The sequence below is a fragment of the Mucilaginibacter sp. NFR10 genome, assembly GCF_900100445.1.
In the GTDB taxonomy this organism is placed as follows: domain Bacteria; phylum Bacteroidota; class Bacteroidia; order Sphingobacteriales; family Sphingobacteriaceae; genus Mucilaginibacter; species Mucilaginibacter rubeus.
The window spans coordinates 1,119,432-1,143,635 of sequence record NZ_FMTV01000001.1; the positions used below are offsets into that span (position 1 = coordinate 1,119,432).

Sequence of the window (24,204 nt, forward strand, 5' to 3'; positions counted from 1 at the left end):
TCAGTTTGCAGATAGCAGTTGAAGAAATAGAATATACCCTGAGCCCGTGTCCCTACGGGCTTTTTTATGACGTTCTGTCATTATTAGGCAGCCTGAATTTATTTTCAGCACCATGCAACGTATTTGCTAAACGCCTGGTCTTATTATATATAAACCAAAGATCATTATTATGAAAAAGTATTTACTTGTGTTATTTGTTGCCTGTGCAGGCAGCGCTTTTGCGCAAAATAATCAGAAAACACCATACCTCACCAAATCATTGTCAGGACAGGCTGTGAAAAATGTATTTGTTAATACATCGGGCGGCAGTATTACTGTTAGCGGCGCATCGGGCGAAGAACCGAGAGTTGAGGTTTTTATACAAGGTAATAATGGTAATAATGACCTTTCCAAAGAAGAGATCAAAAAGCGCCTCGACGAAAATTACGACCTGAGCATTGATGTTAACGGCGGGGAGCTGCATGCCAAGGCTAAAAGCAAGCACGATGGCAACTGGGACTGGAAAAAATCGTTAAGTATCTCGTTCCGTGTGTATGTACCCGGCAATGTGGCAACAAATCTGAATACCAGCGGAGGCAGTATCCATTTGGATAATCTAACAGGTGCGCAGCAATTTGAAACCAGCGGCGGCAGTTTACATCTTGATAAAATTACCGGTATCATTAAAGGCCGTACTTCTGGCGGCAGCATTCATGTAAGCGATTCAAAAGAAAATATCGATCTGCAAACCTCAGGCGACAGTATCGAAGCCCGTAATTGCATAGGGCATATCAGACTTGAAACATCTGGCGGTTCGTTGCATCTCGATGGTTTAAAGGGAGATATCAAAGCTACAACCAGCGGCGGCAGTATCAGCGGCAGTAAAATTGACGGCGATTTCATTACCGGCACATCAGGTGGCAGCATTAACCTTACTGATTTGTCGTGCAGCCTCGATGCTTCAACAAGTGCCGGCAGCTTTCATGCGCAATTTGTAAGCGTTGGTAAATCTGTTAAAATTGATGTAAGCTCGGGTCATATCGATCTGCAGTTACCGTCAAAACAAGGTCTTAACCTCGATTTGCGCGCCAACAAAATAGAAAGTAACCTTGCAGATAACTTCTCTGGTAACAAGGATAAAGAAAGGGTAGAAGGCAAACTTAACGGCGGCGGATCCCTCGTTGAAGTACGTGGTAATGGGCGAGTTAATCTTACCGTCAATTAATATAAGTGTAAGGAATATTACAAAGGCCTGTTGCTCAAATAGTGACAGGCCTTTTGTGTTGCCTGGGGTGTATCATAACCGAACACATGGTGTTACGTCTTCGTACAGTTTTTATATGAAATAAATCGTAATTGATTGATAATTAGAGATTTGATTTATTGGTATGGCTTTTAAACCTGTATTAAGGTTAATCGTACACTCATGTTCAGAAACTACATCAAAACCGCCTGGCGAAACTTAAGGCGGAACAAAATATTCTCTTTTATTAATGTGTTTGGCCTGTCTGTAGGCTTAGCATGCTGTATGCTCATTTGTGCTTATGTATATAGTGAATTAAATTATGATCAATATCCGGCACAGGCCAAACAAATGTATCGTGTTGGTTTACGTTCCATTGAAAATAATGGCGTAAGCGAATACCCGATGGTTGACATCGCGGTAGGACAGGGGATTAAAAATATGTTTCCCGAAGTGCTTGAAACTACAAGGCTTGCCCGTCGTGGTCCGGTTTTTATAAAATATAACGACAGGCAGTTTAAGGAAGAGCATGTGCAGATGATAGATGCCAATTTCTTTCGCCTGTTTTCGATACCATTGGTTGATGGTGATAATAAAACCTGCTTTACTGAGCCTAACAGCATGGTAATCACGAGGGCCATGGCTACCAAATATTTTGGCAACCAGGAAGCTGTAGGAAAAGCTGTTACAATAGACGGGAAGCCTTATAAAGTAACAGGAGTAATTGACAAAATACCCGATGATTCGCACTTTCATGGCGATGCATTTTTAAATATGGCCCCTTTTGTTGAAAAAGCAAAGCAAAGCTGGAGCAATATTGGTTATTTTACTTATGTGGTATTAAATAAAAATGCCGACGCAAAAAAACTGGAAGCTGCTTTCCCTGAAATGGTGCGGAAATTTGTTGTGCCCGAAATTGCCCATGATATGGGTACGAGTTTGGCACAGGCAAGCAAATCGGTGAACACTTTCCTGTTTTTCCTGCAGCCTTTAAGCGATATCCACCTGCACTCGGCAACCAAATACGAATTGGAGCCCAATGGCGATATTCATTATGTATATATATTTGGTGCATTGGCCGCTTTTATATTGATATTGGCCTGCATTAATTTTACTAATCTTTCAACGGCAAGTTCGGCCAAGCGCTCAAAAGAAGTGGGCATCCGTAAGGTGCTTGGTTCTGAAAAGAGCGGACTGGTTTCCCAGTTCCTCACCGAATCGGTTATGCTAACCTTAGGGGCTTTATTATTGGCATTAGGTATTGTATATCTGCTGTTACCGCTGTTCAATAACTTGGCAGGGAAACATATCGAACTTAGGTTTTTCCTGAGCCCTATGGCTTTGCTTATCGAACTGTTTACAGCTTTTGGCGTTGGAATTCTCGCAGGTATTTATCCGGCATTCTTCTTGTCCTCGTTCCAGATCATCGCTGTGTTAAAAGGCAACAGCGCTACCAAAGCAGAAGGAAAAGGGATTTTACGCAGCGGATTAATCATTTTTCAGTTTGCGGTATCTACAGCACTTATTATATCAACTTTTGTAGTGTACCAGCAATTACACTATATGCAGAACAAAAAGTTGGGTTATGATAAAGACCAGGTATTGATAATTAATGATGCCTATACCTTAGGCCATAATGCAGATGCTTTCAAAAATCAACTTCTGCGCAACCCGCAGGTGTTGAATGCTACTATATCCAGCAGTGTGCCAGGTATGTTAGCCGGTGTTGATGGTACCCAAATTGCTGCTAAAGAATTTGATGACAAGGGTGGTCATGCCGAGATCCATACCAATATTTACCATGTGGATGAAAGTTATGTGCCTACTTTAGGTTTACAGGTTATCAACGGGCGCAATTTTTATCAATCCTTTCCCGCCGATTCGATGTCGGTTGTAGTGAACGAAGCTTTAGTAAAAGGTTTGGGATGGGGTAACACCAACCCGATAGGTAAAACTATAGTGCGTTCAGCCCGTACCCAATACAAAGTTGTAGGTGTGGTTAAAGATTTTCACTATGCTTCGGCCAGGCAAAAAATAGCGCCATTGATGCTGTTATCGGGGCATAGTACAGGGACACTAATTTTAAAGGTTAAAACTGCCGATGTAAAATCGGTTATTGCCGGCATCAAAGCCGAATGGGATAGTTTCAGGCCGGAAGCGCCTTTTAGCTACTCGTTCCTTGATGAGCAATACGCATCACTTTATGCGTCCGAACAGCAAACGGGTAAAATATTCACCGTGTTTTCATGCATCGCCCTCATTATAGCAAGCCTGGGCTTGTTCGGTTTAGCCGCGTTTATGATCAGGCTAAGGGTTAAAGAAATAGGTATCCGTAAAGTATTGGGTGCATCGACAGGCAGTATTACGGTGATGCTATCAAAGGAGTTTTTGCGGTTGATTGTGATTGCTTCGATCATATCGTTCCCGGTAACATGGCTTGCCATGAACAAGTGGCTGCAGGATTTTGCATACCGGATCAGTATCCAATGGTGGGTATTCCTGTTAGCAGGTGGCATTGCCCTGCTGGTAGCGGGTATCACAATAAGCTTTCAATCGGTTAAAGCGGCTTTGGCTAACCCGGTGAAAAGCCTCAGAAGTGAGTAGCAGTTGGCAGTGGCAGTTTACAGATCATTGCCCAGGGACTAATAATTAATGAATAAGTGAACTAATGAACTAAATCATGATAAAGAATTATTTACGAAGTGCCTTTCGCAATATTGCCCGGCATAAATTTATTTCGTTCATCAACATATTTGGCTTAACCATAGGGTTAACCTGTTGCCTGCTTATTTTAACTTACATAGTTAAAGAGCTCAGTTATGATAAATTTAACCATAATGCGCCCAATATTTACAGGGTGAGCCGGAGTTTTAATACAGCTGATGGTATAGTCAACCTGCATTTGGGGGCCGTGGCGCCCCCCTTCGGTCCGCTGCTGAAAAACGAATTTCCGGATATAAAAAAGGTTACCCGTTTATTCCCCAACGGCGATGTGGTTTTGCGTTATAAGGATAAATTATTAACCGAAAAGGGCTCTTATTTTGCTGATGAAAACTTCCTTAGTTTCTTTGATCTTAAAACAGTAGCAGGCGACCCCAAAACTGCCCTTAGTGAGCCGTATACAGTGATGATGACCGAGGATATGGCGCGCAAGTACTTTGGTAATGAAGATCCTATAAACAAAGAAATCAGGCTTGATAATACAGCCAATTTTAAAGTTACAGGTATTTTTAAGCCATTCCCGGCTAACTCGCAGATGCACCCTCAAATGTTGCTGTCATTCAATACACTGAACGATGACAAGGTTTACGGACGCAATCAACTGGCAACCAATTGGGGGAACAACTCATTTTTTACCTACCTGCTATTGCCCGATCATTATAATATTGATCGAATCAGCTCACAGTTTCCGGCTTTTATAGATAAATACATGAATTCTCCCGGGCAACCCCGGCAGTCAAAATTTACCCAGCTGCATATTCAAAGATTCCTGGATATTCACCTGCATTCACATCTTGATGATGAAGTAGAGCAAAATGGCGATATTAAAAGGGTTTACATTTTTTCGGCTATCGCCCTGTTTATTTTGCTGATCGCCTGTATCAATTACATGAACCTATCTACTGCCCGCTCAACGCTTAGGGCTAAAGAGATCGGTATCCGCAAGGTGATCGGCGCACAACAAAAAGAGATTATTACCCAATTTTTAAGCGAATCTGTGTTGATCACTTATTTTTCGCTTGTACTGGCCTTGACTTTGACGTGGTTGCTGCTGCCACTTATTAACCGGCTTTCAGAACTTAGTCTTTCTATCAATAGTTTATTTCAACCGATAATTTTAATATCGGTGTTATTGCTGCCGCTGATTATCGGACTTATCAGTGGTATTTATCCGGCTATTTTTATGTCGTCATTTAAACCGATAAAAGTTTTAAAAGGTATCCTTAAAGTTGGATCTGGAAATATCTCGTTCCGTAAGGTATTGGTGGTGGTGCAGTTCTCCATCTCCATCATCCTGATTGTTGCTACGACGATAGTTTTTCAGCAATTGAGGTATATTCAAACCAAATCACTTGGCTTTAATAAAGATCATTTAGTAACATTGGGCGGTATCCCTGCTAACCAGTTTGAAGCTTTCAGGGCAGAGGTATTACGGGATCCTGCCGTAAAAGATATCGGCCGTTCATCGCGGATTCCGTCGGGGCGGCTACTGGATGATCAGGGCGTTTCTGTTTTTGACGGGGATAAACCGCTGCCGGTTAAAGCAGATATCAAATGCATCAATGCCGATTATGGCTTTATTCCAACCTACGGTATAAAAATGGCAGCTGGCAGAAATTTTAGTCGCGAGTTCGCCACCGACAGTAATAATTTTGTGATCAACGCATCGGCAGTAAGTGCATTAGGATGGAAATCGCCTGAAAACGCTATAGGCAAGGATATGAGCTATGGTGGCGTTAAAGGAAAAGTGATAGGGGTGGTTAATGACTTTCATTTCGAGTCATTACATCAAAATATCATCCCGCTTTTAATGGAGATGCCCTCATTCGTCAACAATAGTTATAGAAGAATAACGGTTAAGATCGATGGTAATCGCATCAATTCGGCATTGGCAACCCTTGGGCAAACCTGGAAAAAATATCAACCCGAAACACCTTTTGAGTACAGCTTTTTAGATGAACGCTTTCAAAAGCTATACAACAGCGAGCAGGAGCAGGGTAACCTGTTTACCATATTCTCGTGCCTGGCCATATTCATTGCCTGTTTAGGCTTATTCGGGCTTTCGGCCTTCACCATATCACAACGGGTAAAAGAAATAGGTGTGCGCAAAGTACTTGGCGCAAGCATACCGCAAATTGTTACCGAACTATCAAAAGACTTTTTGAAGCTGGTGATCATAGCATCGGTAATTGCTTTACCAATAGCGTGGTACGCAATGAGTAAATGGCTACTTGATTTTGCCTTCAGAATTAACATACAATGGTGGGTTTTTGTGATGGCCGGCGTAATAGCGCTGATCATCGCTTTTGCAACCATAAGCTATCAATCAATAAAAGCAGCTATGGCTAACCCGGTGAAGAGTTTACGTTCTGAATAAATTCGTCATTATGTCATTTTGCTTCGCGTCATAAAGCCATTTTTTGATTAGCGCGAGGCAAAAATGACTTAATGACCTAATGATGACTTGACAATGTTTAAAAACTATTTCAAAATCGCGCTGCGTAATTTTTGGCGGCATAAATTTTTTACATTCATCAATGTAATCGGTTTATCTATAGGGATCAGTTCGGCGCTGGTTATTTACCTGATAGTTCATTTTGATTTTACTTTTAATCAAAACTTTGATAACGGCGACCGCATTTACCGGGTAGTATCAAACTATACCTTTTCCGGCGAAGAAGCGCATAACCGCGGCGTATCAGGCCCGGTGCCCGAAGCTGTAAGAAATGGCGTGAGTGGCGTGGAACTTACCGTGCCATTTTTCTTGTTGAATCAGCCTAATGTGTTTATTCCCGAAAAAGGGCGCGTTCCTGTTAAGTTTAAACTACAGGATAATGTGATCCTTGCTGATGGCAGGTATTTCAGCATGTTTAAATATAACTGGCTTGCGGGCTCGGCCAACACTGCTTTGAATTCTCCCAATCAAACGGTGCTCACTTCAGATCAGGCAAAAAAATATTTCCCTCAGCTGTCATATAGCCAGATGATGGGCCGGGTAATCACTTATGATACTATTAGTGTGGCCGTTAGTGGCATTGTTGAACCATTAAAGGGGAATAACGATTTTACTTTTCACGATTTTATCTCTTATTCAACGGCAAAAGCTAATAAAGCGCTGTCTGACGAACTAAGCCTTACCAGTTGGGGAGGTACTACTTCATCATCTATACTTTTTGTTAAGCTGGCGCCCAATGCCACTGCAGCTAATTTTGAAAAGCAACTAAATATTATTCTTAAAAAGAATGATCCTCCAAAACCCGAAAACAAGGGCAACACACGTGATTTTGCCTTACAGCCTTTGAGCGATCTGCATTTTAACAGTATATACGGAACATTTGATTCCGGTAATCCGGCTAATAAAACAACACTTTACGGTTTACTGGTTATAGCTGCCTTCCTGTTGTTATTAGGCTGTATCAATTTTGTTAATTTAACTACCGCGCAGGCTACCCAAAGAGCCAAGGAAATTGGCGTACGTAAAACAATGGGAAGTAGCCGTACCCAGCTTATTACGCAGTTTCTGAGCGAAACATTCATCATAACCCTTTTGGCAGTTATCATTTCGGTGGCGTTGGCACCCGCTATATTAAAGCTGTTTAAAGATTTTATATCCGCAGGTATTAAACTTGACCTGCTGCAACAGCCCCATCTTTTTGTGTTCCTGTTTTTATTGATAATAGTGGTAAGCTTATTGTCGGGCTTTTACCCCGCAGCTTTGCTATCAGGCTACAAACCTGTTTTAGTGCTTAAAGATCAGGCATCGTCAAACACGGGTAAAACACGTAATGCGTGGCTACGTAAATCATTAACAGTAACTCAATTTGTTATTGCCCAGTTTTTTATAATGGCTACTGTGCTGGTAGGCAAACAGATTCATTATGCGCTCACAAAAGACCTGGGTTTTAAAAAGGATGCCATCCTGATCATTAACTCACCCTGGAAAAATAGAACGCTTAGTAAGAACCAGGTATTTATGAACAAATTAAAGGCGATACCTCAGGTTGAGCTGGTAAGCGCGGGTAAGGCCGCTCCGTCATCAACCAGCACCAATTCAACGGAAGCTACGTACATAGATGGCAAAAAGGAAATAAAGATTGAATTGTACGAAAAGTACGGCGACCCTAATTATATTAATGTATACAAGCTTAAACTTTTGGCCGGACGTAATATACAATATGGCGATAGTACCAGGGCATTTTTAATTAATAATACTTACGCAAAACTAATGGGGTTTAAAAATCCGGCTGATGCTGTAGGTAAATACATTGATAAATTTAATGGCGATAAAAGAATGCAGATCATAGGTGTAGTGGCCGACTTTTATTCTGAATCATTGCATTCGGCAATTAAACCTACCTGCATTCATATCAGCAACAGTTATTACAATAATGGTACCTTTCATATAGCGCTTAAGCCGCAGACTGCCGGAGGCAACGAATGGAAAAAAGCTATTGCATCAATGGAAAAAACGTGGAAAGAGATTTATCCTGAAGACGATTTTGAATATAGCTTCTTTGATGAAAGCATCGCCAAATTTTATGATTCCGAGCAACATACATCAACGCTGTTAACATGGGCAACGGGCTTATCCATATTTATCAGCTGCCTTGGTTTGTTAGGCTTGGCCATTTACAATACCAATCAGCGTACTAAGGAGATAGGCATACGGAAAGTACTTGGTGCTACGGTAACGCAGATAGTAACCCTGCTTTCAACTGAGCTGGTAATGCTCATTGTGCTGGCCTTTGTACTGGTAACCCCACTGGCCTGGTATGCAATGAACAAATGGATGGAGAGCTTTGCCGACCGTACAACAATAAGTTGGTGGATATTTGTAGTAAGCGGCGGCGGAATGTTATTGACGGCGTTGATCACCTCAAGTTTTCAAACTGTTAAAGCTGCGTTGGCTAATCCAACCAAAAGTTTACGTTCTGAATAATTGGTCATTTGAGTCAGTTGCTTCGAGTCATTAAAACATTTTGATAAATGATTTAGAAAAGCAAAATGACTTAATGACCATACAATAATGACTCAATGACTAATTAATATGCTCAGAAATTATTTTAAAATAGCATTCCGTAATTTAGGTAAGCACCGCACTATCAGTCTCATTAATATTGCCGGACTTACTATTGGCATTACCGCATCGGTATTTATAATGTTGTGGGTACAAAATGAGTTTAGCTTTGACAATTACCACCCTGATGTTGATAATATCTACAGGGTAAAAACCAAACTAAGCCTGACTAAAGACGAAGTGTGGGACTGGGAATCATCTCCTTATATGTTAGGCCCGGTTGCCAGGCAGGAAATACCGGGTTTAAAGAATTATACGTTTTTGTGGCCGGGTTATATGATGACGGTGCATCATAATAACCAACTGATATCGGAAAAAAAGTATGCATATATAGATGCTAATTGGTTCAAAGTATTCCATTACGATTTTATCGACGGAAGCGCCGATAGTTTTTCGAAAAATCCATTTAGTTTAATCCTGACAGAATCAACAGCAAAGAAATATTTTGGTAATGGCGAAGCTGTCGGCAAAATGCTGAAAGTTGACTCCATGAACTACCAGGTGCAGGCAGTAGTTAAGGATAATCCTGCAAATTCAAGCTTTCAGTACGATATATTGATGCCAGTAGAGGCTAAACTAAGCAATGCACATGAAAAAGAACAGGCGAGCAATTGGGGTAATTACAGCGGCCTCACATTTTTAAAGCTGCAGCCGGGCGTAAATATTAAAGAGGTAGGCCAAAAGCTAACCCAAATTATCAGGAAAAATAACAAGGGCAGCGAAAACACAACCATGAGTGTGATAAGCCTTAAGGATATCCATTTTGAAAGTGGCTTGCTAAGTACTTCATTTGAAAACGGCAACCGAAAGTTGGTTAACATCTTCCTGATACTGGCTTTTTTACTTTTATCAACGGCATGCATTAATTATGTAAACTTAACTACGGCAAGGGCAAGCGTGCGTTCAAAAGAGGTGAGCGTACGTAAAATTGTTGGTGCCGGCAGGAGGCAGCTTTTCGCCCAGTTTATGTCCGAATCATTGGTTGTTAGTTTCTTATCATTATTATTTGCCATTTTATTTATCCAGATTTGCCTGCCCTGGTTTAATCAGGTTACCGAAAAGCATTTTGTACAACCACTAACATCCGGTATTACATGGTTGATATTGTTGGGTACACTGATAGTTTGCTTTATTTTTAATGGCTTATATCCCGCTGTGTTATTGTCGTCATTTAAGCCATTAAGCGTGTTTAAAGGTAGGGCACTATTGAATTTTAAGGATGGCGGCATCCGTAAAACGCTGGTTGTTTTGCAATTTGGTATCTCGGTGATGCTTATCATTAGTACAATGATCATTTACCGTCAGCTTAATTTTATGAAAAATGCTGATTTGGGGTATAAGCGCGAACACGTTTTTGTAATGACTATACCATGGCAGGTGCTTGGCTTAGACGATAAGACAAGAGAGTCGAAATTAAAAAGTATCGCCAGCGAGTTAACCCAGCAAAGCGCGATAGCTGAGATCTCTCAATCGGCCAACGATGCCTTTTTTAATAATAGTAACAAGGTGTCAGGATCAATGGATTGGGAAGGCCGGCCACTGGATTATAAACCTTCGGTTTCCACCATATCGGCCGACGAAAAATTTCAACATATACTAAGCCTTAAAATGGCCGACGGGCATTGGTTTGATAAAAATGGCTCCGATCAGCATAATGTAGTTTTGAATGAAACCGCAGTAAAACAGCTTGGTATCCATAGGCCTGTTATAGGGCAGCGGTTTAAGTTTAACGGGGATTCGGGCGTTGTTGCAGGTGTGGTGAAAGATTTTAACTTCAGGAGCCTGCATGAAAAGATAGGTCCTATGGTTATAAATAATCATACTGATTGGGCGCGTAGTTTTTATATCAAAACTGCTCCCGGCAATACGGCGGCAGCCATCAGGATAGCCCAAAATGTATGGAATGAATTTGTTCCCGACCAGCCGTTTGATTATAGTTTTATTGATGACGGTTATAATAAACTTTACCATGCCGAACAGCGTTCGTCAACATTGATAGCCGCTTTCGCCATTATAGCCATTGCAATATCGGCCATGGGTTTACTCGGCCTGGCCGCCTTTGCCGCCGAACAGCGGGTAAAAGAAATAGGTATTCGTAAAGTGCTTGGCGCCAGTGTCCAAAATATAATAGGATTGCTATCTGCCGAGTTTTTAAAAACAGTTGTCATAGCCAACGTCGTTGCTTTCCCGGTGGCTTGGTACATGATGAACAAATGGCTGCAGGATTTCGCATACCGTACAAATATCACATGGTGGATCTTTGCTGTTGCCGCGTGCATAGCACTTTTAATAACATTGATAACCGTAAGCATCCAATCTATTAAAGCTGCACTGGCCAACCCGGTAAATAGCTTAAGGAGCGAATAGATTTTTGAGGCGAAAGGTTAAAGGCGAAAGCTAAAAGGTAGTTGTCAATTTATGAAAACGTCCGATGTTAGAGACCTTCCGCCTTTAACCTTTCGCCTTAACATATTTTAACTACTCATTTAAAGGGTTTTGCGTATCATCGTATAAAAGTATTTGATATGATAAAAAACTACTTTAAGATAGCCTGGCGTAACCTTTGGAAGCATAAGTTTTACACCTTTATCAATATGTTTGGCCTGGCGCTGAGCATAGGCTGCAGTATTATACTTTTTCAGTTTATTACCTATCATTTGAGTTTTGATACTTATCACCATGATGCCAAACAGGTATATAGGGTTGTTCACCAGCTTACTTTTGATGATGGCATGCCGTTATATGACCAGGGAGCGCCTTTGGCTTTGGCAACAGATGTGAAAGCGAACAATCCGCAGGTGAAAGATGTAGGTGTGTTATTACGAATGCATGATATCAATGTCAGCATTCCTCAAAATGATGGGGCTGGTAAAAAAATGTTTGCCGAGCATGAAAATATCAGCATAACCGATGGCCATTTTTTTAATTTATTTGATTACGGGTGGGAGCAAGGCAATCAGAATACCGCTCTTACCGAACCTAATACCGTAGTTTTAAGTCACTATCTTGCCGAAAAGTATTTTGGCAGCCAGGAGGTTATCGGAAAAACTATCAGGGTTGATAATAAGAATACTTTCAGGGTAACAGGTGTTGTTAAAGATCACCCGGCTAATACTGATATCAAAGCAGATCTGTTTCTTTCTCTCGCCACATTAAAAAATATCTATCCCGATGTTGCCAATGGCCTTCAAAATGACTGGGGCTTTATCAATTCAACTAACTCAATTTATTTAGAACTTAAGGATGGGGCAAATCCGCAATCGGTAGAAAAAGATATCAATCGGTTGAATGTGAAATTACATGGTGCGGAAGCCGCAAAACCATACCATTTTATGATGCTTCCGCTAAGCGAAGTGCATTTCGACGGTCGCTTTGCGGGTGTTATCCAACGCTCTTTATTGGTAACCCTTGGTATAATTGGTTTACTGCTCATTATTATTGCTTGCGTTAACTTCATCAATATGGCTACAGCCCAAAGCTTTAAGCGGGCCAAGGAGATAGGTACCCGCAAAGTTTTAGGCAGCTCACCGCGGGCAATATTCATTCAGTTTATTTCCGAAACATCATATATCGTAGTTTTTGCGGCATTGTTATCATTTGTAATGGTGATTACAGCCATCCCGGTGTTGAATAATTGGCTGCAAACTCAACTGAGCTTTAAGCTTTTTAATGACTATCGCCTTGCTGGTTTTACTGTAGTTGTTTTAGTCATTATCATAATAGCTGCCGGTTCATATCCCGCACTGATATTAAGCAGGTTAAAGCCTGTAAACGCTTTGAAAAACCAGCTTGGCGGTAAAACGCACGCTGCTGGTTTTACCCGTAAAGGTTTAATTGTGGTTCAAAACATAATAGCCCAGGTGCTTATCATTAGCACGATATTGATAACCATGCAGGTTAAATATCTTAAAACTGCTGACCTCGGTTTTAATAAAAATGCCGTTGTAATGATTCCGGTGCCAGATAATGATAAAAGTAAAACCAATTATTTGCGTAACCAGTTGCTGGCCGATCCAGCGATAAAAAGTATTTCATTTTGTTATCGCGCGCCATCTTCTACAGCTGATAAAGGCGGATCAATTAAATTTGATACCCGCGACTGGGAAAAATTTGTTGGGTATACTCAGATAGGTGATGCCGACTATGTTAAAACTTTTGGAATGCAGTTAATTGCGGGCCGCAATATTGTTGAAGCCGATACCGCCCGTGAATACCTGGTTAACGAAGTGTTGATACATAAATTAGGTTTAAAAGACCCGAAACAAGCTATCGGCAGGTTTTTTACCGCCGGGGATTTATCCAACAATCCGGGAATTATAGTAGGTGTGGTTAAAGACTTTCATGCCAAATCATTATATACAGCTATAGCACCTGAATATATTTCCACCTTCAGAAAAGGATATCAATATGCAGGCGTAAAAATCGGTTCGAATAACCCTTCAGCTGTTATCGACCGTATTAAGAAAGAGTGGCAAGAGATTTATCCGGATAATGTATTTGAATACCGCTTTCTCGACCAGCAAATAGCCGACTTTTATCAAAAGGAAGATTTGTTAAATAAGCTGATCACCTCAAGCGCGATAATCGCCATTTTTATCAGCTGCCTCGGTTTGCTTGGCCTGATATCGCTGTTAACGCTTCAGCGTACCAAAGAGATTGGCATCCGTAAAGTGCTTGGTGCATCGGTAACCAATATAACAGGTTTGCTTTCTGTTGATTTTCTGAAATTGGTACTGATTGCTGTTATTGTGGCATCGCCTATTGCCTGGCTTATGATGAGCAAATACCTTCAAAATTTTGCTTACCGCATAGATATTCAATGGTGGGTATTTGTGCTGGCTGCTTTTGTAGCGCTGCTGATAGCATTTATCACAGTAAGTTTTCAATCCATTAAGGCAGCGATGGCAAACCCGGTTGAAAGTTTGAGGAGTAGAGATTAGAGATTAGTTTATGATGATATATGAATAAACTAATAATGTGTTGAAGGCACAAGTGAGCCTTACAATTGTTCACACACAACACTTGCGCCTGCCGGGCGCAGGAAACAAACTTCTAAATCCGAAATCGAACTTCCGAAATTCGAGTTATAACTAATCTCTAACCTCAAACCACTAATCTCCAAAACCACTGTATCAATACCGTACACAAGGTGTTACACTTACGAACAGTTGATGTTTTTTATTTGATTTAAATAATTGATATTCAGTTGATTTTGGTTTTGGTATAGCTTTTACATCAATTTCGAAAATTACTGTACGATATGCTTAAAAATTACTTCAAAATAGCCTGGCGCAATATCGTGCGTCATAAAGGCTATTCTGCTAAAAATGTTGCGGGTTTAACAGTTGGCCTGGCTGCCTGCCTGCTCATTTTTGTGATTATTCAGTTTGAACTTAGTTTTGACACTTTCAATCCTAATTATAAAAGCATTTATCGTATAGTTACCCAGGAAAAGCACGAGTCGGAAACTACCACCAATCCAGGAGTTGCTGTTCCTGCTACAGATGCCCTTCGTTTGGATATACCTCAGGCTAAAGTGGCAGCTTTGAACAGCAGTTATGGCAGTCAGATCACAGTGCCGCAAACTGCAGGAAGTAATGGCAGCGATAAGAAATTTACTGAAAATATTGGCGTGCTATTTATTCAGCCTCAATTCTTCGATATTTTTAGCTACAAATGGCTGGCTGGAAGTCCCGCTGTATTGGCCAGTCCGGATATGGTTGTGTTGGATAAAAGTTCGGCCATTAAGTATTTTGGCGACTGGACAAATGCTGTGGGCAAAATTCTTAAAATGGATAATGTTTTGACGCTGAAAGTATCCGGCATTGTAGAAGATGCCCCGGTTAACAGCGATTTTCCATTTAAGGTAATGGTATCGTTTGATACCTGGAAACAGCATCCGAAAGATTACAACTACAGCGCCGAATGGGGATCAACCAGCAGCAGCCATGAGGTGTTTATGTTGTTCCCGGCAAGCATGTCAAAAAGCAGTATCGACGCACAGTTAAAAGCATTTTCGACCAAGCATTTTAAAAATGGATCGGCACAAACTACGCTGTTACCACAGCCGCTTGCTGATATGCATTTTGATACCCGGATAGGTAACCCGCTTGGTGATCATAGCACCAGCAGGGCTACCTTGCATACCCTGTCATTCATAGCTTTGCTCATTATCATTATGGCTTCTATCAATTTCATCAACCTTTCAACAGCACAATCTGTGGGCCGGTCAAAAGAAGTTGGTATCCGCAAGGTGTTGGGCAGTACCCGTCCGCAATTGATTTTTCAGGTAATTGGCGAAACAACAATCATTGTTATTGCTTCGGCCCTGATTGCTTTGGCAGTAGCGAGGCTGGCCATGCCGCAATTGAAAAACATAGCCAATGTGCCCGATAGTATTAGTTTATTCACTACTGGCAGTTTGTTGTTTTTAGTGGCCAGTACAGTTACTATCGTTTTATTATCAGGTATTTATCCCGCATTGGTAGTGTCAGGTTTTAAACCTGTGCTTGCACTTAAAAATAAAATAACAGCAGCTTCTATCGGCGGTATTCCGCTTCGCCGGGGATTGGTGATTGCACAGTTTGCCATATCACAATTGCTCATTATTGGTACCATCGTAGCGGTAAACCAGATGGACTTTGTAAATAAAGCCGATCTCGGCTTCAACAAAAATGCATTGCTCATTATTCCCGGCTATACCGATAGTTTAAGTCTCCGTAAAATGGAATCATTCAAACAACAGGTGTTGCAGGACCCTAATGTTAAAGCAATCAGTTTTTCTTCGGATGTACCATCATCAGAAAATAACTGGGGTACAAATTTCGATTTCAATAACTCAACCAAGGACGTTGGCTTTAATACCTACCTTAAATTTGGAGATGTTGATTACTTCAAAACTTATGCGTTAAAGTTTGCAGCGGGCAAAGGGTATGACGTAAGCGATACCGCAAGGCAGTACGTGGTTAATGAAACCTTTATCCATAAATTGGGTATCCAAAATGCTAATGACGCCGTTGGCAAAACATTACGTTTGGGCGGCGGCAAGTGGCTGCCAATAGTAGGGGTGGTTAAAGATTTTAAAACCAACTCACTTCGTGAGGCTATAAAACCAATAGTAATATCACCTGCTAAGAAATTCGAGGGGCAAATAGGTATCAAGATCCAAACTGCTGATTTGAGCAAAACTGTATCTCAGTTGCAAAAACTGTGGGAGAATACTTATCCCGAATATGCTTATAACGGTTATTTCCTGGATGATAATATTGCTAAATTTTACGAGCAGGAGAACAAGATGGCCTTGGTGTACAAAGTATTTGCCGGGATAGCCATTTTTATATCATGCCTTGGTTTGTACGGACTCGTATCATTCATGGCTGTTCAGCGCACAAAAGAGGTTGGCATTCGGAAGGTATTAGGTGCATCGGTAAGCAGCATCGTATTCCTGTTTTCAAAAGAGTTTATGATACTTATCGGTATCTCGTTCCTGATAGCCATGCCCGCCGCATGGTATATTATGAACGGATGGCTGCAAAACTTTGTATACCGTATTTCGATGAGCATCTGGATCTTTTTACTGGCAATAATATCATCGCTGATAATAGCCTGGGTGACAGTAGGGTATAAGGCTGTTAAAGCGGCACTTGTTAACCCGGTTAAAAGCCTGAGAAGTGAGTAGCAGTTGGCAATGGCAGTTTGCAGTTAACGGACTATGCAAGTACTAATGAACCAGTGAACCAATGAACAACTACCATGATAGGAAATTACATTAAAACAACCGTGCGCGGCCTGATGAAAAACCGGGCCTACAGTTTCTTGAACATTGCCGGTTTGGCTATTGGCGTTGCTTGTGCATCCATGATATTTTTGTGGGTGCAGGATGAGCTTACGTTTAATCAAAATTTTGTAAAGCGCGATAATCTGTACACAGTTCGTGAAAATCAAACCTATGATGGTAAAACCTCCACATTTCGCGCTACGCCGGGGCCAATGGCCGCTGCACTAAAAGCAGATATTCCCGGTGTAAAAAATGCGGCACGTATGGCCGGCTCTGATAATATAGTATTTGCATTGGGCGACAATGTGATCAACGAAGATGGCTCCTATACTGATGCTGAGATTTTTCAGATGCTGAAACTGCCGTTTTTACAAGGTGATGAGGCCAATGTTTTTCATGAACTGCATTCGGTAGTAATCAGCTCTACTATGGCTAAAAAGTTTTTTGGTGATGTTAACCCGGTAGGTAAGGTCCTGAAGATGAACAATGAGCAGGATTTTGCAGTTGCCGGGGTGTTTGCAGATTTTCCCAAAAATTCAACATTCCAAATGCAATGGTTTGCACCATTGAAAAATATCGATCACATGCAGCCCTGGATGCAGGACTGGGGAGCAAACTGGGCTCGTACCTATGTGGAGCTGGAACCATCAGCAGACGTTAATGCCGTTAACAAAAAACTGGCTAACTACATCGGTACTAAGAAAAATGGTAACAAAACCGTTTCGTTCCTGTTCGGAATGAACGACTGGAACCTTCGTGATAAATTTATTGATGGTAAAATGAATGGCGGTCGCATTGAGTATGTTCGTCTGTTTTCGGTAATTGCCTTTATTATACTTATTATAGCTTGCATAAATTTCATGAACTTGTCAACCGCAAGATCTGAGAAAAGAGCTAAGGAGGTTGGGGTACGCAAAGTGATGGGAGCCGGTAAAGGTAAGCTTGTAGCCCAGTTTATAGGCGAGGCGGTGATTATGGCGTTTATAGCGGTAATTGTAGCTGTGTTTTTAGTTTACGCAGTTCTGCCATCGTTCAATAATATGGTTCAAAAAGAGCTTACTATCGACCTTTTGCAACCACTCCATTTGTTTTATTTACTGTCGATAGGTTTGGTTACCGGTTTGCTGGCTGGCAGCTATCCTGCGTTTTACCTGTCGTCATTTAACCCCATTGCCGTATTAAAAAATATCAAATTACCATCTGCAGCTGGCGCGGGCTTTATCAGGCAAAGTTTGGTGGTGATCCAGTTTTCTGTTTCTATCATACTCATCATTGGTACGGTAATTATCTATCAGCAAATTCAACACGTTAAAAATCGTGAGCTGGGTTATCAAAAAGATAACCTTGTTTATATCGATACCAAAGGCAAACTGACAGATCATTTTGCTGCGGTAAACAATGAATTAAAACAAACCGGGGTTGTAGCCGATGCTTCATTGAGTGAATATCCAATTTTGCAAATTTGGAGTAACACGGATAATTTTTCATGGGACGGAAAAGATGCCTCAAAAAATCCACTGATCACTATCGAAAGCGTAAGCCCTCAGTTTGTATCAACTATGAATATGAAACTGCTTGCCGGCAGGGATTTTTATGCCAATGCAAAGCTCGATAGCAGCAATGTGATTATTAATGAAGCCTTTGCCAAACAAATGGGAAAGGCTGGTCACGTAGGTGGCATTATCAGGGATGGTGGCAGTAAACCATACCAAATTGCTGGAATCATTAAAGATTTCCTTTATAATGATATGTATGTTTCTGGCGCACCGCTGATGCTGTTTAGCCGTCCACAAAACAATAACATTTTAACTATCCGCTTTAAAGAGGGCGTTAATTTAACCGAGGCGCTGGCAAAAGCAGGCGAAGTTTATAAACGCGCCAACCCCGGTTATCCATTCGAATACAAGTTTGTTGATGCTGATTTTGATGAGCTTTTTAAAACGGAGGCCCTTACCGGTAGGCTGTCGGGCATATTTGCATCGCTGGCTATCGTTATTTCATGCCTTGGTTTGTTTGGCTTAGCAGCTTATACTGCCGAAAGAAGGATCAAAGAAATAGGCATTCGCAAGGTACTTGGTGCTTCGGTAGCTGGTTTAACCGGGTTGCTATCCCGTGATTTTTTAAAGCTGGTTGCAGTTTCATGCCTGATTGCCTTTCCGGTTGCCTGGTATGCAATCAATAACTGGCTGCAAAGTTATCAGTACCGGGTAACTGTACAATGGTGGGTATTTGCTGTCGCCGGCATTGCCGCTATTGTTATAGCGCTGGTAACTGTGAGTTTTCAGGCTGTTAAGGCGGCATTGAGCAACCCGGTGAAAAGTTTGAGGTCTGAATAGCCTCGCCCAACCCTCTCCAAAGGAGAGGGCTTTAAATGAAATTGAAACAATAATATAAAAAGGTCCCTCCCCTTTGGGGAGGTTAGGAGGGGTTTATGATTCGTAACTATTTAAAAATCGCGTGGCGCAACATCCTGAACAATAAGGTTTATAGCGCAATTAATATATTGGGGCTTGCCGCAGGCATGGCGGTTGCGCTGATTATTGGTCTTTGGGTAGCCAATGAATATTCATACGACAGGTTTTTACCCAACTATGAGCAGCTTTACCAGGTTGAACAGCATTTTACTACCCAGCATGATGGGGAGCACACACAAACGGCGGTTTCATTGCCATTGGCCGGGGTTTTGCGCAAGGAAATTCCGGGCATAAAACGCGTGGCCGAAACAGATTGGGTAGGCATGCAATGGCACGATCTGTTAGTAGGTGATAAAAAGCTCTACGTTGCCGGAGGCGCAGCTAACCCCGATTTTTTACAGATCTTTAAATACGCCTTTGTAAAAGGTAATGCTAAAGATGTGTTTACACAACCAAATTCCATCATCCTTAATGAATCTACCGCGAGAGCACTTTTCGGCGATGCCGATCCGATCAATAAAGTAATACGTTACGATAATAGTCAAAATTTGAAGGTTACGGGCATAATAAAAGACATCCCTAAAAATGCCACGCTGCAATTCAGCTTCCTGACTCCTTTCAGCTTTAAAGAAGCAACCGAGGGCTGGATGAAAGGAGCCCGCACTACATGGACCAACAACTCCTTTAACATGTACCTGGAGCTGCAACCCGGTGTTACTATGGAGCAGATTGCACCAAAAATTAAAAACATAGTATATGATCATAACGAACAGATGCGCCCGGCAAAACCTGAAGTAATTATTCATCCATTAAAAAAATGGCATTTGTATAATGATTTCAAAAACGGTAAGGCTGTTGGCGGTTTTATTGATTATGTGCGTATGTTTAGCGTGATAGGTGTTTTGGTGTTGCTTATTGCCTGCATCAACTTTATGAACCTTTCAACCGCCAGGTCTGAAAAACGGGCTCGCGAAGTAGGGGTACGCAAAGCCATTGGTTCGCAACGCGGCGATCTGATAGCCCAGTTCCTCGCGGAGTCGATAATGATCACTTTCATTTCATTTTTGTTGTCGATAGTGATGGTGCAGCTGGCTATCCCGTCTTTTAATGCTATCGTAGGTAGCGCTATTAGTATCCCATATACCAATGTGTTGTTTTGGGCTATGATGATAGCCTATGTGCTGCTTACTGGTTTGTTAGCAGGTAGTCGTCCTGCATTTTATCTATCGTCATTTAACCCTGTGCAGGTATTAAAGGGTACTATTAAGGTTGGCAGGTCGGCTTCATTGCCGCGCAAGGTGTTGGTAGTAATGCAGTTTAGCTGTTCTGTTGCTTTGATTATCAGTACTGTTATTGTTTATCAGCAAATACAATATGCTAAAAACAGGCCTACCGGTTATAGCTCAACCCGTTTAATGATGACCGACATGAGCGGCGATCTTGAAAAAAACTACAGCGCTTTAAAAAACGACCTGATAGCCAGTGGAACGGTGGAGGGCGTGGCCTCTGCGTCAAGCCCGGTTACCAATATTTATAGCCATATGGGTATTGATAACTGGCCCGGAAAAGGAGGGGGTGAAACAGGGATAAACGTTGGAGCTATCTCTGTATCTCCTAATTACTTCAAAACAATGGGCATGACCATGAAAGAAGGCCGTGATTTTTCGGCCGAATGGGCATCTGATACAACAAATGTTATCATCAACGAAGCTGCCGTAAAACGCATGGGCTTAAAAGATCCGATTAACAAAGTGATAAATTATAGCTTTATGGGTCGGGTTCATATTATAGGTGTGGTTAAAGATGCCCTAATGGAATCGCCATTTACACCTGTGCAGCCGGCTGTATTTAATCATGGCAGGGGAGGTAATAACATCATGTATCGCCTGGCACCTAACGTAAATATGCAGGATGCCATTAAGAAGATAGGGAAGATCTTTGATACCTATAACCCGGCGTATCCTTATATCTATCAGTTTGTTGATGAGGAATACAATCGCAAGTTTAGCCTCGAAGCCTTAGTTGGCAAACTTGCCGGCGTTTTTGCCGGATTAGCTATTTTCATTTCATGCCTTGGTTTGTTTGGGTTAGCTGCGTACGTAGCCGAGCAACGCACCAAAGAAATTGGTATACGAAAAGTATTGGGTGCTTCAATAGCACAAGTGTGGCTGCTGCTATCAAAAGAATTTATTTTACTGGTGATGTTAAGTTGCATAATAGCAACGCCTGTAGCTTTTTATTTTTTGAAAGACTGGCTGCAGAAATATGATTACAGGATAACAATAGGTCCGGGAGTGTTTGTGCTTTCGGCAGTGGCAGCAATCGTTATCACACTGGTTACGATAAGTTTCCAGGCTATAAAGGCAGCGTTGACAAATCCGGTGAAAAGTTTGAGAAGTGAGTAACCTCACCCAAACCCTCTCCAAAGGAGAGGGCTTTAAGAAGATTAAAATACATAACTAATAACTAAATATATCACAAGTACAATTCCTCCCCTTTGGGGAGGTTAGGAGGGGTTTATGATCAAAAACTACATAAAAATTGCATGGCGAAATTTGGTGCGTAACAAGGCTTACGCAACCATCAGTGTTATTGGTTTGGCTTTGGGTATAGCCTGTGGCGTACTAATATTTACGCTGATCACTTACCACCTGAGCTTTGATACCTTTCATAAGGATAAAGACAGGATCTACCGTTTTTATACCGAGTTTCACGATCAGGGTGTAGACCGGGTAGGCGCTATTCCGCAACCGATGGCCAAGGGTTATCGAAATGACTTTGCTTTTAGCGAAAAAACGGCGAGATACATCAGCTTTAATAAAACGCTGATCACGATTACCAAGGGAAGTGAAGTGAAAAAATTTGGTGAGGATGATGGCGTTGCGTTTGTTGAGCCCGAGTATTTCAATATCCTGAATTTTCCGTTGCTCAAAGGTGATAAGAAAACCATGCTTGTTAACCCCAATGAAGCTTTAGTTACCGAAAAAGTGGCCCAAAAATATTTTGGTAATGATAACCCCATAGGCAAAGTTTTCAAGCTGGATAACAACATCAACGTTACTATAACCGGTGTACTGCAGGATTTGCCAAATAACACCGACCAAAAGCAACAGATTTTCATTTCGTATGCAAGTATGGAAGCGTACGCAGGTAAAGGCCGTGAAAATAACTGGGGCGGCGTTTACAGCGGCTGTCAGGGCTTTACCCGATTAAAGCCAGGCGTAACAAAGGCACAGGTTGAAACTGCCATGCTGCAATTGGTTAAAAAGAATTACACCGGTCGGGATTTGCAGGTTTGGCGCTTTAAATTACAGCCTATTGCCGAAATGCACTTTGACCGTGAACTCGGCGGCTACGCTGATAAGAGCTATTTATGGGCACTGTTCTTTATCGGCGTGTTCCTGATCATTACTGCTTCGGTGAACTTTATAAACCTAGCTACGGCTCAGGCACTAAATCGCTCAAAAGAGGTGGGTATCCGTAAAGTATTGGGCAGCCAGCCTTTTCAATTATTTTGGCAGTTTATTGCCGAAACAGCCATTATCAGTATTATAGCCGTTGGGGTGGCCATTGGGTTGTCGGAAATTGCCTTGCCTGCATTGAATAAACTCTTTCACGCAAGGATGACCTTTAACTGGTCGGAACTTAGTGCTTTTATCGTGTTGATTACTATTATTGTAGTATTCCTTTCGGGCTCGTATCCTGGTTTGGTACTGGCACGGTTTCAACCTATCAAGGCGCTCAAAAGCAAGCTGTCACAAAAAGACGTCGGCGGGTTTTCGTTGCGCAGGGTTTTGGTGGTTACTCAATTTACTATATCGCAGGTTTTGATCATCGGCACCATTATCGTGGTATCGCAATTACACTATTCACAAACTGCGGATCTTGGTTTTAATAAAAATGCCATAGTATTGGTGCCGCTCCCTCAAAACGATAAGATGAAAATGAGCACGATGCGTAATCGCCTCAGCGAAATTAAGGGAGTTGAAAACGTATCTTACTGTGCTAATGCACCTGCATCCCGTTCAAATAGTAATACCGGTATTCAATATGATAACCGTGCCGAAGACGAGCATTGGAGCATCAATACCAAACAGGCCGACGAAAATTACATTTCAACCTTTGGCATTAAACTGATTGCCGGTAGAAATTTCTTTAAAGGCGACTCGGTAAAAGAGTTTTTGGTGAACGAAACCTTTGTTAAAAAACTACACCTTAAACCGCAGGATGTAATTGGAAAACAGATGGCAATTAATGGCCGCGACTATAAAGGCACCATTGTAGGGGTGATGAAAGATTTTTATAATTACTCTTTCCATTCGGAAATTTCCCCATTGTGTGTGATGCCTAATTACCAGGATTTGGGTACCGTTGCTGTGAAAATAGATATGCGTAATGCTAAGGCTACATTAGCTGCAATTGACAAGATCTGGAACCAAACCTTCCCGGAAGAATTATATTCATACCAGTTTTTGGACGATACTATTGCCCATTTTTACGAAATGGATAATATCCTGTTAACATTGGTTGAAGCGTTTGCCGGTATCGCGATCATCATAGGTTGCCTCGGTTTATACGGTCTGGTATCGTTTATGGCCGTGCGTAAAACCAAAGAGATTGGAGTACGCAAGGTATTGGGAGCCAATATCAGCGGTATCCTATGGCTATTTGGTAAGGAGTTTAGCATATTGTTGCTCATCGCTTTTGTAATAGCCGCTCCTCTGGCCTGGTGGGCAATGCACAATTACTTAAAGGATTTTCAATACCGAATCAGTATCGGCCCGCAAATATTTGTGATATCGATTTTGTCAAGCCTCATAATAGCCTGGATTACGGTAGGTTACCGCGCTGCAATGGCGGCGCTCGCCAACCCGGTTAAAAGTTTGCGTTCCGAATAAATAGTCATTGAGTCATTTGCTTCGTGTCATTAAGTCATTGAAGAATGAGCAAAGCAAAAAATGACCTAATGACGCATTGACCTAATGATATAGAA

At 41.6% G+C, this 24,204-nt stretch carries 10 protein-coding genes; all 10 read left to right on the forward strand.

Features of this window, described 5'->3' with window-relative positions:
* Positions 1-169 precede the first annotated feature (169 nt).
* A complete protein-coding gene (locus tag BLP33_RS04700; protein ID WP_090525351.1) occupies positions 170-1,204 on the forward strand; it encodes a DUF4097 family beta strand repeat-containing protein in 1,035 nt (344 codons plus the stop codon).
* A 201-nt stretch (positions 1,205-1,405) separates the two neighbouring features.
* Complete coding sequence (locus BLP33_RS04705) at positions 1,406-3,826, forward strand: ABC transporter permease (protein ID WP_090525353.1); 2,421 nt, start codon at positions 1,406-1,408, stop codon at positions 3,824-3,826.
* Between the two features lie 76 nt (positions 3,827-3,902).
* Positions 3,903-6,320 carry an ABC transporter permease gene (locus tag BLP33_RS04710; RefSeq protein ID WP_090525355.1) on the forward strand — a complete coding sequence of 806 codons (2,418 nt, stop codon included), beginning with the start codon at positions 3,903-3,905 and terminating at the stop codon, positions 6,318-6,320.
* A gap of 93 nt (positions 6,321-6,413) precedes the next feature.
* Positions 6,414-8,882, forward strand: coding sequence for an ABC transporter permease (locus BLP33_RS04715; protein WP_090525357.1), 2,469 nt, complete (start codon positions 6,414-6,416; stop codon positions 8,880-8,882).
* A gap of 108 nt (positions 8,883-8,990) precedes the next feature.
* Positions 8,991-11,387, forward strand: coding sequence for an ABC transporter permease (locus BLP33_RS04720; protein ID WP_090525359.1), 2,397 nt, complete (start codon positions 8,991-8,993; stop codon positions 11,385-11,387).
* A gap of 158 nt (positions 11,388-11,545) precedes the next feature.
* Positions 11,546-13,960 carry an ABC transporter permease gene (locus BLP33_RS04725; RefSeq protein WP_090525361.1) on the forward strand — a complete coding sequence of 805 codons (2,415 nt, stop codon included), beginning with the start codon at positions 11,546-11,548 and terminating at the stop codon, positions 13,958-13,960.
* A 320-nt stretch (positions 13,961-14,280) separates the two neighbouring features.
* Positions 14,281-16,698, forward strand: a complete 2,418-nt coding sequence (locus tag BLP33_RS04730; protein WP_090525363.1) for an ABC transporter permease — start codon at positions 14,281-14,283, stop codon at positions 16,696-16,698.
* 74 nt (positions 16,699-16,772) lie between these two features.
* Complete coding sequence (locus BLP33_RS04735; protein ID WP_090525366.1) at positions 16,773-19,133, forward strand: ABC transporter permease; 2,361 nt, start codon at positions 16,773-16,775, stop codon at positions 19,131-19,133.
* Between the two features lie 95 nt (positions 19,134-19,228).
* Complete coding sequence (locus BLP33_RS04740) at positions 19,229-21,616, forward strand: ABC transporter permease (RefSeq protein ID WP_090525368.1); 2,388 nt, start codon at positions 19,229-19,231, stop codon at positions 21,614-21,616.
* Between the two features lie 114 nt (positions 21,617-21,730).
* Positions 21,731-24,109 (forward strand): ABC transporter permease, encoded by a 2,379-nt coding sequence (locus tag BLP33_RS04745; protein WP_090525370.1) that lies wholly within the window; start codon positions 21,731-21,733, stop codon positions 24,107-24,109.
* Positions 24,110-24,204 lie beyond the last annotated feature (95 nt).